Raw genomic sequence first — 15,157 nt, forward strand, 5'->3', positions numbered from 1 at the left:
TGTCCTCCAAAAAAGCAAGAGCCAGGAATAAAATAAAAATATTGGGCAGGAACGTGAGGATGCCTCCGACTCCTGAAATGATTCCGTCCACGATCAGGGAAATGAGCATGGCATTGACATGGAGAGAGACAAGTCCTTCTTCGGCAAAAGAAGACAGGCTGTCAAGTCCGATCTCAAAATAGCCCTTCAGAAAATCTCCGATCGTAAAAGTCAGGAAAAATACCAGAGCCATGATGGCAAGAAAAATCGGCAGACCAAGCCATTTGCTGGTGAGATAGCGGTCAATATGGTCTGTGCGGGCTTCGTTCTTTTTTTTGTTGACGAGAACCTCATCTACAATTTCTTCTATAAAATTGTATTTCTGATTAATAATATCTTTTTCGTAATCACGGTCTATAATATCCTCAAATTCAAGAGGATGAGAATTGATAACGTTTTTGTCCTTTTCGAGATATTTCAGGGCATACCAGCGCTTGTCCTCCAGATCGGGATAAATGCAGCAGATCCGGTCTATGAGCAGATCGATCTTGTCTTCGATATAATCCTGATAGACCATGGCGTATTCCTGATGGTGGTCATGTTTGTGGTGAGAGGACTCTCCATGGTGGTGATGGATGAACGGGCTTTGCTGCGGATGCTCCTTATGATGCATGACTGCATGAAGCAAAATGGACAGCCCGCTTTTTTTTCTTGCCGATACCGGAACAACCGGGATTCCCAACATTTCAGGAAGTCGGTGAAGATCGATCTCCATTCCCCGTTCCTCTACGATATCCATCATATTTAAAGCAAGAATGACAGGTTTTCCAAGTTCAATAAGCTGCAGAGTCAGGTAGAGATTTCGTTCCAGACAGGAGGCATCTGCCACATCTACAATGACATCCACTTCATCACTCATGATGCATTCACGGGAAACAGTTTCTTCCATAGTATAGGAAGTCAGACTGTAAATTCCGGGAAGGTCGATCAGCTGAAATTCCTGTCCCTGGTAGACGGTGCGGCCTTCCTTTTTTTCAACTGTAACACCGGGCCAGTTGGCAACCTTCAGATTAGCGCCTGTGTATGCGTTAAATAAAGTGGTTTTTCCACAGTTTGGGTTGCCGATAAATCCTACGCGGATAGGGTTGGACATGACGGACCCACCTCCTCCACTTCAATGTGTTCGGCAATATGTCTGCCGACTGCAAAACGGGTTCCCCGGAATTTAACAGTAAGGGCCCCCTTTTTGTTATTGTTTAATATTGTAACGAAAGCTCCTTCGGTAAGACCAAGAGCCTCCAGACGGCGTTCCAGCGCATGTTCTGTGTTGATGGCACAAACTTTGTAAGTATGATCATTTCTCCCTTGCTTAAGTATCATTTGTACATCTCCTTTAATTGAGAAAAATTATCTTTTGCTACAAAATTATACCACTATTTGACGCAGCTGACAACGTAAGGTATACTCTATGCCATAGTAAAAAGTAAAGGAGATTACATATGGAGGCTTACAGACTGATTGTTTATTTCTTTATATATGGGTTCACAGGCTGGTGTGTCGAGGTGGCTTTTGCAAGTGTAAAAGAAAGAAGATTTGTAAACAGAGGATTTTTGAACGGACCAATTTGTCCGGTGTATGGAGTCGGGGTGGGAGCTGTCGTCACCCTGCTGGAACCATGGAAAGATCACCTTGTCTTACTTTATGTGGCTTCGGTTATTTTAGTCACGTTTATTGAATGGCTGACCGGATATGCCATGGATAAGATATTTCATCACAAATGGTGGGATTATTCGGAAATGCCATTAAATATAGGAGGATATGTCTGTCTCCTGTTTTCTCTTGTGTGGGGAGCAGCCTGTGTGGTGATCATGAAAATAGTTCATCCGATGACTGAAAAACTGACGGAACTGGTGCCGTTCCCTTTGGGACTTACACTTTGCGTTCTGTTTATTATAGTGTTGGCTGTGGACATTGCAGTGACGTCGGCAGGCATACTCAAGCTGAACAAACGTCTGGAGGCAATGGAGAAGATTGCGATGGAGCTTCATGAAATTTCTGACAAAATGGGAATCAATATTCATGAAAACGTGATGGACGCTGTGGAGAAACTGGAGAGATTAGAGGACAGGAAAGAAGAATTTCTGGAGAAATATGGGGAGTTCTCTGATTTGAAGGAAGATTTGAAAGAAGATATCAGAGGGGATATGCGTATGCGCCGTGAAGAGCTAAAGAAACGGTACGAGGAACTGGCAGCGGCAAGTACTCATGTCAGCCGCCGTTTGGCAAAGGCTTTCCCTAAGATGGAATCCAGAAAGCACAGAGAAATTTTAAATGAGCTGCGGGAAAGAATGGAGAAGAGAAAAACATTGTAGAAATAGTAGCTGTGGATGAAAGAGGAAAAAGAGTGTCCTTGTCAATCAGGGGCACGCCGTGTTAAAATACAGTTTAAGACAGAAACAGAGGAAGAAGGAGGCATACGATTATGGGTATGACAATGACGCAGAAGATCCTGGCTGCACACGCAGGATTGGATCATGTGGAGGCGGGGCAGCTGATCGAAGCAAAACTGGATGTAGTCATGGCGAATGATATTACAGGACCAATGGCGATTCCGGTGTTTAAGCAGATGGCGGAAAAAGTATTTGACAAGGATAAAGTAGTCCTTGTGCCGGATCATTTTACTCCAAATAAAGATATCAAATCAGCACAGAATTCAAAATCCCTCCGGGAATTTGCAAGAGAGCAGGAACTGTCTCACTATTATGAAGTGGGTCAAATGGGAATCGAACATGCAATTCTTCCGGAAAAAGGAATTACAGTGGCGGGAGAATGCATTATAGGTGCTGATTCACATACTTGTACATACGGGGCTTTGGGGGCGTTTTCTACCGGTGTGGGAACAACGGATATTGCCACCGGAATGGCAACGGGAGAACTGTGGTTTAAAGTTCCCTCCGCGATCAAGTTTGTCCTGACAGGGAAACCGTCCAGATATGTCAGCGGGAAAGATATTATTATCCATATTATCGGAAGAATCGGAGTGGACGGCGCTCTGTACAAATCTATGGAATTTACCGGGGACGGGATTGCCAATCTGACAATGGACGATCGGTTTACTATGGCAAACATGGCGATTGAAGCCGGGGCAAAAAATGGGATATTCCCGGTAGATAAACTGGCAGAGGACTATATCAGGGAACATTCTGATAAGGAATATAAGATTTACGAAGCAGATGAAGATGCCTGTTATGATGAAGTGGTAGAGGTGGATCTCTCTAAAGTGCGTCCGACTGTGGCATTTCCTCATCTTCCGGGCAACGCAAAGACCATTGATGAGATTGAGGCAATGGAACCTATTAAGATCGACCAGGTTGTGATCGGATCCTGTACAAACGGAAGGATGGAGGATATGCGCCGGGCAGCAGCTATTTTAAAGGGGCATAAGGTACATCCGGATGTGCGTGTCATGGTAATACCGGGTACACAGAAAATCTACAAAGAATGTATCAAAGAAGGACTGGTAGATATCTTTATCGATGCAGGATGCGCTTTCAACACTCCAAGCTGCGGTCCCTGCATGGGAGGACATATGGGAGTCCTTGCAGCGGGAGAGAAATGCGTATCTACAACGAACCGGAATTTTGTCGGAAGAATGGGGCATGTAGACTCCCTGATCTATCTGGCATCACCGGAAACAGCGGCAGCGAGCGCGATTGCAGGATATATTGCAAATCCAGAGAAAGCAGGTGACAGATAATGAAAGCATTGGGAAAAGTATTCAAATATGGCGATAATGTAGATACGGACGTGATCATTCCGGCTAGATATTTAAATTCCTTTGATCCACAGGAGCTGGCAAGTCATGCCATGGCAGATATAGATCCGGAATTTGCGGGAAAAGTACAGCCGGGAGATCTGATCGTGGCAAATAAAAACTTTGGGTGTGGATCTTCCAGAGAGCACGCACCGCTCTGTCTGAAAACAGCGGGCGTAAGCTGTGTGATCGCAGAGACATTCGCAAGGATTTTCTACAGAAATGCCATCAATATCGGTCTTCCGATCATTGAGTGTCCTGAGGCGGCAAGAGGAATCGAAGCTGGGGATGAAGTGGAAGTGGATTTTGACAGTGGAAAGATCTACAACCGGACAAAAGGTACAGAGTTCCAGGGACAGGCGTTCCCGGAATTTATGCAGAAGCTGATCGCAGCAGGCGGTCTTGTAAATTATACAAATAACAAAAGGAAATAGTTATGGAACAAAAAAAAGGAAGAGCAATAGCACTTCTGCCTATAGGAGTGTTTCTGGTGATTTTTTTGGGGTTTGGTATTGTGACGAAAGACTTTTATGCAATGCCGACTATTGTGGCGTTTCTGATTGCCTTAGGCGTGGCTTTCTGTCAAAATAAAAGCCTTAGCTTTGATGAAAAGATCACTGTGATAGCAAAGGGAGTAGGCGATGACAATATTATTACAATGAGTCTTATTTTCCTTTGCGCGGGGGGATTTTCCGGTGCTGTGACAGCAGCAGGCGGAGTGGAAAGTACTGTGAATCTGGGGTTGTCCGTTCTTCCGTCACAGATTGCTGTAGTGGGACTTTTTGTGATCGGATGTTTTATTTCTGTATCTATGGGGACATCTATGGGAACCATTGCGGCTCTGGCGCCGATTGCAGTGGGAATCAGTGAAAAGACAGGATTCGCAATGCCGATCTGTATTGGAGCTGTTGTGTGTGGGGCTATGTTTGGAGACAATCTCTCTATGATATCAGATACAACGATTGCAGCGGTGAAGACACAGGGATGTGAAATGAAGGACAAATTTCGGGAAAATTTCCTGATCGTACTTCCGGCGGCGATCCTTACAATTATTCTGTTTTTCCTGATCACCAGAAACGGCGATTTTAAGATGGCGGAAGATTTGAGTTATAATATATGGAAAGTTGTGCCTTATATTGTGGTGCTGGTGGGAGCGCTGATCGGAATTAATGTGTTTGTAGTGCTGATCGGCGGTACGGTTCTCTCTCTTATTGTGGGAGTTGCAACGGGCAGTATTGAACTTGGACAGATTTTTCTTGCCGTTGGAGGCGGAGAGATAAATGGAACAGCTATAGGCGGCGTAACCGGTATGTACGATATTACGGTTATTTCCATTATAGTGGCATGTATTGTGTCGCTGATGAAAGAGTATGGCGGAATCCATTTTATTCTGGGATGGATCCACAAACGGATACGGGGCGAGAAAGGTGCAGAGTTTGGAATTGCTTCTCTTGCACTTTTGGTAGATGCATGTACAGCAAACAATACAGTAGCTATTGTAATGGCGGGACCGATCGCTAAAGAGATCAGTGAGGAGTATCATGTTTCGTCCAGGCGTTCCGCTTCGCTTCTGGATATTTTTACTTCTGTGGGGCAGGGACTGATTCCTTACGGCGCACAGCTTTTGTCGGCGGCCAGCCTTACAGCGTTGACTCCATTTGAGATCATACCGTACCTCTATTATCCGATCCTCATGGCAGTGAGCGCAGTCTTGTTTATTCTGTTCAGAAACAGAAAGGAAGCGTAAACAGATGAAACTCTGGCAGAAACAGTCAGGGACAGAAAGGTGAAACATATGAATTTGCAGTATAAAAGTACGAGAAATCCCAGTGTGGAAGTGACAGCGTCACAGGCAATTTTAAAAGGACTTGCAGATGACGGAGGACTGTTTGTGCCGGAGAAGATTCCGGCGCTCGCACTTTCGTTGGAAGAACTGAAGGGTCTGAGTTATCAGGAAACTGCGTTTGCAGTTATGAAAGAATTTTTGACGGATTTTACAGAGGAAGAGCTGAAAGAATGTATCAGAAAAGCATACGACAGCAAATTTGACACAGAGGAGATCGCTCCTCTCGTGAAAGTGGACGACACTTATTATCTGGAGTTGTTCCATGGTGCTACGATTGCTTTTAAAGATATGGCCCTTTCCATTTTGCCGTATCTCATGACAACGGCGGCAAAGAAAAATCATGTTGATAAGGAAATTGTGATTCTGGCCGCCACATCAGGTGATACCGGAAAGGCAGCGATGGCTGGATTTGCAGATGTGGAAGGAACAAGGATCATTGTTTTTTATCCCAAAGGAGGCGTCAGCAAGGTACAGGAGCTGCAGATGGTGACGCAGAGAGGAAAAAACGTGGATGTTGTGGCAATTCACGGGAATTTTGACGATGCCCAAAGGGGAGTAAAAGAAATGTTTGGCAGCCAGGCTTTAAAAGAAGAGCTGGCAGCGGACGGTTATCAGTTTTCTTCTGCAAATTCCATTAATATTGGAAGACTTGTGCCGCAGATAGTCTATTATGTCTATGCTTACGGAAAGCTTTTGGAAAATGGTGAGATTGAGTCGGGCGAAAATATAAACGTTGTTGTGCCTACAGGAAATTTCGGAAATATTCTTGCCGCATGTTACGCTAAGCAGATGGGGATTCCCATTCACAAGCTGATCTGTGCGTCCAACGAAAATAAAGTATTGTTTGATTTCTTCCGTACAGGAACATACGATAAAAACCGCGAATTTTTGCTTACAACCTCTCCTTCTATGGATATTCTTGTGTCCAGTAATCTGGAGCGTCTCATTTATCAGATTTCTGATTGTGACTGTGAAAAAGATGCAGAGCTGATGGGGCTTTTGAATCAGAAAGGGAAATATACTATCACTCCGGCGATGAGAGACCATTTGCAGGATTTTGATGCCGGTTATGCATCAGAGCAGGAAACGGCCGATATGATCCGGAAGATTTATGACAGAACAGGATATGTGATCGACACCCATACAGCTGTGGCGGCTTATGTGTGTGAGGACTATAAAACAAGAACAAAAGATGAGACAAAATGTGTGATCGCATCTACGGCCAGCCCATATAAGTTTGTAAAGAGTGTCATGCAGGCTATCGGGCAGGCTGACGGAGAAAAGGACGAGCTGAAGCTTCTTGGCAATCTGGAAAAAGTATCTAAAGTAGAGATGCCGAAAGCCATTTGCGATATTCTCGATGCGGAAGTACTGCATACAAGAGAGTGCGATGCCGATAAAATGGAGGAGGAAGTAAAGAAGATCCTTGGTTTATAAAGAGATTTGGGAATCCCCGGAAGAACGAGGCGGATGTATGGAAGAGTTGGATGAGAAGAAATTGTGGGAGCTGGCTGTGGCAGCAAGGGAATATTCCTACAGCCCTTATTCTGGTTTCAAAGTGGGAGCTGCACTTTTGAGCCGGGGCGGAAAGGTGTTTCGGGGATGCAACATTGAAAATGCAGCTTACAGCCCGACGAATTGCGCAGAGAGGAGTGCCTTCTTTTCGGCGATATCCCAGGGAGAACGTGATTTTGAAGCGATTGCTATCGCCGGAGGAAAGGATGAGCTTATAAGCTGTTACCCGTGTGGAGTGTGCCGCCAGGTAATGGCGGAATTTTGTGATCCCTGCACTTTCCGGATTATATGTGGAAAAAGCAGGGAATCTCTGGAAATCATGACCCTGGATGAACTTCTCCCAAAAGGATTTAAAATGCAGGATTGATGCGCCAATCCTGCATTTGTTATAAGATTAACGCTTTTGGAGTTGATTTTTTGATTATTATCCTGTATAATGGACTACAATGGATGTCCTGTCGAAATGATAGGAAATATGCCGGTCTTCCGATCTCATTTTTAGATTGATTTTCCGGTCCATAATATTAGAGAAAGAAAGAGGTTGAGCGTAACATGGCAAATATCGATTTAACAAAGTATGGTATCACCGGAACAACAGAGATTGTTCACAATCCTTCCTTTGAGATGCTGTTTGAAGAGGAAACAAATCCGAATCTGGAAGGTTTTGACAAAGGACAGGTCAGCGAGCTTGGCGCAGTTAATGTTATGACTGGTATCTACACAGGCCGTTCTCCAAAAGATAAATACATTGTTATGGATGAAAATTCCAAAGACACTGTATGGTGGACATCAGACGAATATAAAAACGACAACCATCCGGCAAGCCAGGAGGCATGGGATGAGGTAAAGAAAATTGCATTAAATGAGCTTTCCAGCAAGAGACTGTTTGTTGTAGACGCATTCTGCGGCGCAAACAAAGACACACGCATGGCAATCCGTTTCATTATGGAAGTGGCATGGCAGGCTCATTTCGTTACAAATATGTTCATCCGCCCTACAGCAGAAGAGTTGGAAAACTTTGAGCCGGATTTTGTTGTTTACAATGCATCCAAGGCAAAAGTTGAAAACTACAAAGAGCTGGGACTTGGATCAGAGACAGCAGTTATGTTCAACATCACAAGCCGCGAGCAGGTTATCGTAAACACATGGTACGGCGGAGAGATGAAAAAAGGTATGTTCTCTATGATGAACTACTACCTGCCTCTGAAGGGAATCGCTTCCATGCACTGCTCTGCAAACACAGATATGAATGGCGAGAACACAGCAATTTTCTTCGGACTTTCCGGAACAGGAAAGACAACACTTTCCACAGATCCGAAGAGACTCCTTATTGGTGATGACGAGCACGGCTGGGATGACAATGGTATCTTCAACTTCGAGGGCGGATGCTACGCAAAAGTTATTGACCTTGACAAAGATTCCGAGCCGGATATCTACAATGCGATCAAACGCAATGCTCTTCTTGAGAATGTTACACTGGACAAAGACGGAAAGATCGATTTCACAGATAAGAGCGTGACAGAAAATACACGTGTATCTTACCCGATCGATCATATTGAAAAAATCGTTCGTCCGGTTTCTGCAGCTCCTGCAGCAAAGAATGTAATCTTCCTGTCAGCAGACGCTTTCGGAGTGCTTCCTCCGGTATCTGTTCTGACACCAGAGCAGACAGAGTACTACTTCCTGTCCGGATTTACAGCAAAACTTGCAGGAACAGAGCGTGGAATCACAGAGCCTACACCGACTTTCTCTGCATGCTTCGGTCAGGCATTCCTGGAACTGCATCCTACAAAATATGCAGAAGAGCTTGTTAAGAGAATGAAAGCAAGCGGAGCAAAAGCTTACCTTGTAAATACAGGATGGAACGGAACAGGAAAACGTATCTCCATCAAAGATACTCGCGGTATCATCGATGCGATCCTTGATGGCTCTATCCTGACAGCGCCAACTAAGAAGATTCCGTACTTCAACTTTGAAGTTCCGACAGAGCTTCCAGGTGTAGATCCTGCAATTCTTGACCCACGCGACACATATGCAGATGCAGCAGAATGGGAAGAGAAAGCAAAAGATCTTGCACAGCGCTTCAACAAGAACTTCGCAAAATACGAAGGCAACGAGATCGGAAAAGCACTGGTTGCTGCTGGTCCGCAGATATAAGAATAAAGAAGATGGACTTCCCGGCAAACAGCCGGGAAGTTTTTTGTTACCAGAATGGAAACAGGCGAAACTATTGGACATGTAAAAAGATGGAAGAGTAGATTGGAATGACGCAGGAGGAAAACCAGTGAGTTTGATCGCAGTAATTGATGATGACGAATATATCGGCAGCATGCTGGAACGGGCGCTTAAGGAGGAGGGGTATCAGGTGATACGTGCCTATTCGGGGACAGAAGCCCTTCTTCTTTTTGAGAAAAGAAGTCCGGATCTGGTTCTTTTGGACCTGATGCTGCCGGGTCTTGCGGGAGAGAAGGTGCTGGAAAAGATTCAGGGAATACCGGTGATCGTTGTCAGCGCAAAAGCAGAAATTGATCATAAAGTGGATCTGCTGCTGGGCGGAGCGGCAGATTATGTGACAAAGCCTTTCGATATACGGGAACTGATGGCAAGGATCGCAGTGCAGCTGCGCGGATCTGGCGGAAGCAAGGGAAGAGGCATTCTTACATTTGAAGAGATTACTATAGATTTAGATACTTTCGAAGCATATGTGGGGGAAGCTAAGATCCATCTGACTCCCACAGAATTTGCAGTTTTAAAGCAGCTGATAAAAAACCCGTCTCAGGTTGTGACAAAAGCAAGGATACTGGATGCCATCAGTGAAGACACGCCGGACTGCACGGAAAGCTCTTTGAAAATCCACATCAGCAATCTTAGAAAGAAACTGAAAAGTGAATCAGGGAAAGATTATATAGAGTCTGTTTGGGGGATCGGATTTAAAATGCGCCAGGACGCTACTTGCTGACCCGGCGCAGTAAAATAGCGCATATGATAACAGCAGCGGCAAAAAGGAAGAGAAGAGGCAGAAATAACTCAAAATGAAAGACCTGTTCTGTCATGCAGCGATATCCCCATGATGCCGGGAAAAATTTTCCGGCAGTTTCAAGAGAGCCGGGAAGGAGATTTACTGGAAACATAATCCCGGAAAGCATGATAGAAGGCAGGAAAATAAGGATGGAAAACATAGAGGTTTTTGCCGGATCCTTTACAGCCAGACCGATGATGCTTGCAATGGCAAGGGATGCAGCAGTGAAAACAGCCAGTCCTGCAAGATACAGCCCTGAATTTTCCGGAATCCCGGCGTCGAACGCAAGCGGCGCGGCAATGCAGATAATGGCGCTCATGATCCACAGATGAAGAAAAGCGGAAATATTTATTGAGACAATGCCAAGATACAGGGGGACGCCATTGGCCCTGTAAATTTTTTTGACATCACTTCTGTAAATTTCCGCAAGAGAGGGAGGGACGCCGATCAGTGCGCCCATTGTGACGCCGAATATGGTCATGGACTGGATCAGAGTTTCTTTTGAATCCGGCATGACAGAGGTAAAGATACTGCCCATTACTCCGAAGAATAAAAGAGGAACAATGTAGCAGGTGATGAGAAGAGTCTTACTACGTATGTCTAATTTCCACTGTAATGCGATTCCGTATAAAAAAGCTTTCATAGATCATCCCTCCTTTGCGATTTTCATAAAATGCTGTTCTAAAGAGCCCCGATTCACTTGAATATCCAAGATGGCCTCGCTTTTTTCTCTATGCTTTATAAGCAGTTCAAACAGGGTATTCTCGATGGAATCTGACTCATATCTTTCTATTCCGGCATTTGTCCGGATCGTAATGTTGTAATGTTTCCCCATCCTTTTTTGAAGCTGCTCCACTGTGCCTGTAAAGGCAATCCTGCCTCCTGATAAAATAGCAATCCGGTCGCATAAGGTTTCTACTTCCGTCATGTCGTGGCTTGCCAGAACGATTGTCTTTCCCATAGCGTTCAGCTGCCTTATCTGTTGGTGGAGAAGCAATCTGCCTTCCACGTCAAGACCGGCGGTAGGTTCATCAAGAAAGAGAATGTCCGGATCTCTGATAAGGGAAAGGGCAAGATGAAGCCGTCTTTTTTGTCCGGTTGACAATTGGAAGTATTGCTTTTGGGAAAATTCATAAATACCGAGGGCATGGAGGGTTTCCTCGGGAAGCGGGGAACGGTTCCATTGGGAGAATAATCGGATGGCCTCCATTGTTTTTATGTGTTCGGGCAAAGAGGAGGACTGGAGCTGGATCCCTGTTCTTCCGATAACAGTTATGCTGCCGCTGTCATATTTTTTTAAACCTTCAATGCATTCAAGAGCAGTGGTTTTGCCGGCGCCGTTTACGCCAAGCAGGGCAAAAATTTCACCTTTTCTCACGTGAAGATCAATGCCTTTTAAGACTTGATGTTCTCCATAAGTTTTTGTCAGAGCGCTTACTTCTATGGCATGTGTCATTGGTTTTCCTCCTGAAACGGATCTGTGCCCAAATTACTGAAATAGACGTTTAAGGCCTGTTCTACATAGGTATTGGCCTGTATCTGCCATTCTTTCCACTGGGGGTCTGCGTTCTCGAATTGCCCGATTTCCACCAGTTTGGAAAGCATTCCCATATCCTGACCGGTAAATTCTGTTATCATGTCCCAGTAGGTTTTGGCAAATTGCTGTCCCTCCTCACTGTCGGCAGGGATGCCTGCATTTTGAAGCTGTATTGCTTCGTTTTGGAGTTTGAGGAATCTCTCCATGAACGCCTTTCCGCTTTCTTTGTCAAAGCGGCCGCGGATATGATCAAGGGTCTGGTCATCAAAGTGTTTGATCAGCCAGTAAAAATCATTTTTCATCTGCAAATTTACAATAATGTCCGCATATTTTTTAAAATTGACAGTCTGCATCTGAAGGACCTCTTCCCTCAAGGCTTCCAGTTCTTTCAGAGATTGGGAGAGATTTTCGATTTTCTGGCGGACGGCGTCTGCCTGTGCTGCAAGGATACTGGCCACTTCAGCCGGAGTGTCGAGGGGAGAAAGTCGGTTCTTAATATCGTCCAGGGAGAATCCCAAATGCTTGAAAGATAAAATCTGATGGAGTTTTATAATGTCTTTGTCAGTATACAGCCGGCGGCCGCCTTCGCTTACTGCAGAGGGGCGCAGCAGGCCCTCCCGGTCGTAATGCTGCAGTGTCCGCACAGTGACATCCATCTTTTTTGCCACCTCTCCCACAGTCATATATCCTTTTGGTATCGCTCTGTGTTTTTCCATAGTGCTGTCACCTCCTGACTATAGTATATCTTATGACGCAGCGTCATAAGCAAGGGATTTTTGGAAAATTTAGAAGAGGATATGCTTCTTTTGCAGCGGAGGTTCATAGAATATTATGAGAAGGCATCAGACCGGTGAAATGCTGCCGGTTCTGAAAGTGCCAATGGAAAATTGGGGGATAATATGGACCAGATATTAAACTATGTAAAACCGGAGCTGCTTATTGTAGCGGTGGTATTGTATTTTATCGGCGCAGGACTAAAGAAAGCGCAGACCTTTAAAGATAAGTACATCCCTTTGATCCTGGGCGTGATCGGGATCGTGCTGTGCGCTATCTGGGTGCTGGGCACCTGTCCGACAGAAGATAAGCAGGACATAGCAATGGCGGTGTTTACAGCGGTTGTCCAGGGAATCCTGGTGGCCGGACTGTCTACTTATGTCGATCAGGTTGTAAAGCAAGTCGGAAAAAGAGAATGATGCAGGGAAAATAAAAACTGAGAAAAAATTTTTCTTAACTGCTTCTTAACTGTTTTATTAACCGGATGTTTAAGAACAGTATGCTATTATCATGTTAGAAACTTGAAAGAAGTTAGGAAGTTTCTGAAATGACAGATGACACTGATGTACAGGGAGCGGGATATTCCAAAATGCTGTGTTCTTTGTACATCGGTGCAGGGCAAGGAGGCATGAAGATGGAATATGTACTGACAACAGAGAATCTGACAAAGCAGTACCGGAATTTTAAGGCATTAAGCGGTCTTTCCATGCATGTGGAGAAAGGAGCAATCTACGGATTTGTGGGAAGAAACGGAGCGGGAAAAACGACGTTGATCCGCCTGATCTGCGGTCTGCAGACCCCTACGTCGGGAAGTTATACTCTGTATGGGCAAAAGAATACTCAAGGAAATATGGAAAAGATAAGAAGGCGCATCGGAGCAGTAGTGGAAACGCCCTCTATTTATCTGAATATGACAGCCACGGACAATCTGAAAGAGCAGTACCGTGTGCTGGGACGCCCTTCCTTTGAAGGGGTAGAAGAACTTCTGGAACTGGTAGGGCTTGAAAATACAGGGAAGAAAAAAGCGAAGAATTTTTCTCTTGGTATGAAGCAGCGCCTTGGGATTGCGGTGGCTCTTGCGGGAGATCCGGACTTCCTGGTGCTGGACGAGCCGGTAAACGGGCTGGATCCCCAGGGAATTATAGAGATCAGAGAGCTGATCTTAAAGCTGAACCGGGAACGGAAAATTACCTTCCTGATCTCCAGCCATATTCTGGACGAGTTATCCCGTCTTGCCACTCATTACGGATTTATTGACAGTGGAAGGATCGTGCGGGAGGTCAGTGCGAAAGAACTGGAAGAGGCAAGCCGGAGGGGGATGCACCTGGAAGTGACGGATCTGTCTGCCCTTGTCCGGGTTTTGGAGGCCAGAGATATGGAGTATGCGGTTACATCCGCTTCCGGAGCAGATGTGTTTGGAAGCTGGGATGTGACAGAGTTGGTTCTTGCTCTGGAAAAAGAAGGATGCAAGATAAAGCAGATGGCAGAAAAGGATGAAAGCCTGGAGAGCTATTACATCAATCTGATGGGAGGTGAGAGCCATGCGTAGACTGCTGCGTGCAAATTTTGCAAGACTTTGGAAGGATCGGGTGTTATGGATCACGACAGCGGTGGTGTGTCTGTTTGGGGTGATCGTCTGTATCAGTCAATACAATGCGATGATAAACTATGATGTGGATATGTCGGGGGAATTTCCGAGGATCTTTTTAAACTCCTACCTGATGCTGCCTATGGCGCTGGCGGCATTCACCAACCTGTTCCTGGGAACAGAGTACAGCGACGGCACCATAAGAAATAAGCTGGTAACAGGATGTACAAGGAATGATATCTATCTGTCCGGCTATGTGACCTGTGCGGCGGCGGGGATTTTTATGCAGGCCTGCTATTCCCTTGTTGTAAGTGTGATCGCAATCCCAATGTTTGGATTTAAGGCGGAATTTTTAAAGATCATGGGGATTGGTTCCTGTGTGGGCGCGCTCCTGATCTGCAGTGAGGTGGCCATGTATACCTGCGTTTCCATGCTCTGTCAGAACAAGGCGGCAGTGGCGGTGCTCTGCCAGGTGGGAACCTTTGCTCTTCTTATGCTTGGAAGCTATCTTGCCAATATGCTGACAATGCCGGAATTTTACGATGCGGCGAAGAAGATGGCTGATGGAACCATTGTGATGGAACAGGTGAGAAATGAGCGGTATCTCACTGGAAGCGCAAGGCAGTGGTACCAGTTCTGGCTTGATTTTATCCCCCAGGGTCAGGGCTACACCATAGGAGGGGGAATGGGGACAGACCATCCGGCTCTGCTTGGAGTGTATTCTCTGATCGTCATAGCGGGAGCCAATCTGGCAGGATTGCTGGGCTTTCGCAGAAAAGATCTGAAATAAAATGCACGGACTGTGGACAGGAGTATCGGTACAGGACGGCGCTTTGGAGGAAAGAAAATGATGTTAGTTGGCAGTATCTGCATTGTGCTGATCTGTATCTGTGCAGCACTTGGAATCAAAATTTTTCTTATGCGTAAGGCGGCGGATGAAATCCGCTGCCAGATGAAAGAAAGGCTGACAGAAGACACAAATGTGGGAATAGATATCAGCAGCGGCGATAAAAAAATGCGTGCTCTGGCAGAAGATCTTGACCGCCAGGTGAAATATTTACGAAAGGAGAGGCTGCGCTATGAGT

Annotated in this window: 16 protein-coding genes and 1 pseudogene; 12 read left to right on the forward strand and 5 right to left on the reverse strand. The window is 45.5% G+C overall.

What is annotated here, in order from left to right; genetic code table 11:
• Positions 1-1,132: FeoB small GTPase domain-containing protein (locus tag WJ238_RS10765; protein ID WP_337606927.1), on the reverse strand; the 1,132-nt coding region annotated here is incomplete at its 3' end.
• Complete coding sequence (locus WJ238_RS10770; protein ID WP_230106796.1) at positions 1,111-1,359, reverse strand: FeoA family protein; 249 nt, start codon at positions 1,357-1,359, stop codon at positions 1,111-1,113. The genes WJ238_RS10770 and WJ238_RS10765, both read right to left, overlap by 22 nt.
• Before the next feature lie 119 nt (positions 1,360-1,478).
• On the opposite strand from WJ238_RS10770, the gene WJ238_RS10775 reads away from it, so the two are divergent.
• The 8 genes from WJ238_RS10775 to WJ238_RS10810 all read left to right on the forward strand — a co-directional run bounded on the left by WJ238_RS10775 (position 1,479) and on the right by WJ238_RS10810 (position 10,113).
• Complete coding sequence (locus WJ238_RS10775; RefSeq protein ID WP_337606928.1) at positions 1,479-2,351, forward strand: putative ABC transporter permease; 873 nt, start codon at positions 1,479-1,481, stop codon at positions 2,349-2,351.
• Between the two features lie 110 nt (positions 2,352-2,461).
• Positions 2,462-3,736 carry a 3-isopropylmalate dehydratase large subunit gene (leuC, locus tag WJ238_RS10780; RefSeq protein WP_230106794.1) on the forward strand — a complete coding sequence of 425 codons (1,275 nt, stop codon included), beginning with the start codon at positions 2,462-2,464 and terminating at the stop codon, positions 3,734-3,736.
• Entirely contained in the window at positions 3,736-4,227 is a 492-nt protein-coding gene (locus tag WJ238_RS10785) for a 3-isopropylmalate dehydratase small subunit (RefSeq protein ID WP_230106793.1), read from the forward strand. Before leuC ends, WJ238_RS10785 begins: the two co-directional genes overlap by 1 nt.
• Before the next feature lie 2 nt (positions 4,228-4,229).
• Positions 4,230-5,540: a Na+/H+ antiporter NhaC family protein gene (locus WJ238_RS10790; protein ID WP_230106792.1), complete on the forward strand. Its 1,311-nt coding sequence runs from the start codon at positions 4,230-4,232 to the stop codon at positions 5,538-5,540.
• Positions 5,541-5,588: 48 nt separating this feature from the next.
• Positions 5,589-7,076 carry a threonine synthase gene (gene thrC, locus WJ238_RS10795; RefSeq protein WP_337606930.1) on the forward strand — a complete coding sequence of 496 codons (1,488 nt, stop codon included), beginning with the start codon at positions 5,589-5,591 and terminating at the stop codon, positions 7,074-7,076.
• Between the two features lie 37 nt (positions 7,077-7,113).
• Positions 7,114-7,521: a cytidine deaminase gene (cdd, locus tag WJ238_RS10800; RefSeq protein ID WP_316268322.1), complete on the forward strand. Its 408-nt coding sequence runs from the start codon at positions 7,114-7,116 to the stop codon at positions 7,519-7,521.
• Positions 7,522-7,706: 185 nt separating this feature from the next.
• Entirely contained in the window at positions 7,707-9,311 is a 1,605-nt protein-coding gene (pckA, locus tag WJ238_RS10805) for a phosphoenolpyruvate carboxykinase (ATP) (RefSeq protein WP_230106789.1), read from the forward strand.
• A 127-nt stretch (positions 9,312-9,438) separates the two neighbouring features.
• Positions 9,439-10,113 (forward strand): response regulator transcription factor, encoded by a 675-nt coding sequence (locus tag WJ238_RS10810; RefSeq protein WP_256193217.1) that lies wholly within the window; start codon positions 9,439-9,441, stop codon positions 10,111-10,113.
• On the opposite strand, the gene WJ238_RS10815 is transcribed toward WJ238_RS10810, so the two are convergent.
• Genes WJ238_RS10815 through WJ238_RS10825 form a run of 3 tightly spaced genes read right to left on the reverse strand, consistent with a single transcriptional unit; the run spans position 10,103 to position 12,426 of the window.
• Positions 10,103-10,816: an ABC transporter permease gene (locus WJ238_RS10815; RefSeq protein WP_230106786.1), complete on the reverse strand. Its 714-nt coding sequence runs from the start codon at positions 10,814-10,816 to the stop codon at positions 10,103-10,105. The genes WJ238_RS10810 and WJ238_RS10815 overlap by 11 nt on opposite strands.
• Before the next feature lie 3 nt (positions 10,817-10,819).
• A complete protein-coding gene (locus tag WJ238_RS10820; RefSeq protein WP_337606932.1) occupies positions 10,820-11,629 on the reverse strand; it encodes an ABC transporter ATP-binding protein in 810 nt (269 codons plus the stop codon).
• Positions 11,626-12,426 carry a MerR family transcriptional regulator gene (locus WJ238_RS10825; protein WP_256193214.1) on the reverse strand — a complete coding sequence of 267 codons (801 nt, stop codon included), beginning with the start codon at positions 12,424-12,426 and terminating at the stop codon, positions 11,626-11,628. The genes WJ238_RS10820 and WJ238_RS10825 overlap by 4 nt, the downstream gene beginning before the upstream one ends.
• 183 nt (positions 12,427-12,609) lie before the next feature.
• Between WJ238_RS10825 and WJ238_RS10830 the strand changes: the two genes are divergently transcribed.
• The 4 genes and pseudogenes from WJ238_RS10830 to WJ238_RS10845 form a co-directional block, all read left to right on the forward strand.
• Positions 12,610-12,903, forward strand: coding sequence for a phage holin family protein (locus tag WJ238_RS10830; RefSeq protein WP_316266392.1), 294 nt, complete (start codon positions 12,610-12,612; stop codon positions 12,901-12,903).
• Between the two features lie 215 nt (positions 12,904-13,118).
• Positions 13,119-14,033 (forward strand): ATP-binding cassette domain-containing protein, encoded by a 915-nt coding sequence (locus WJ238_RS10835; RefSeq protein ID WP_230107538.1) that lies wholly within the window; start codon positions 13,119-13,121, stop codon positions 14,031-14,033.
• Positions 14,026-14,862, forward strand: coding sequence for an ABC transporter permease (locus tag WJ238_RS10840; RefSeq protein WP_230106782.1), 837 nt, complete (start codon positions 14,026-14,028; stop codon positions 14,860-14,862). Before WJ238_RS10835 ends, WJ238_RS10840 begins: the two co-directional genes overlap by 8 nt.
• A gap of 57 nt (positions 14,863-14,919) precedes the next feature.
• Positions 14,920-15,157 (forward strand): annotated as a pseudogene (locus WJ238_RS10845) (sensor histidine kinase); the annotation flags it as partial.

It is taken from the genome of Claveliimonas sp., assembly GCF_037273965.1.
GTDB lineage: Bacteria > Bacillota > Clostridia > Lachnospirales > Lachnospiraceae > Claveliimonas > Claveliimonas bilis.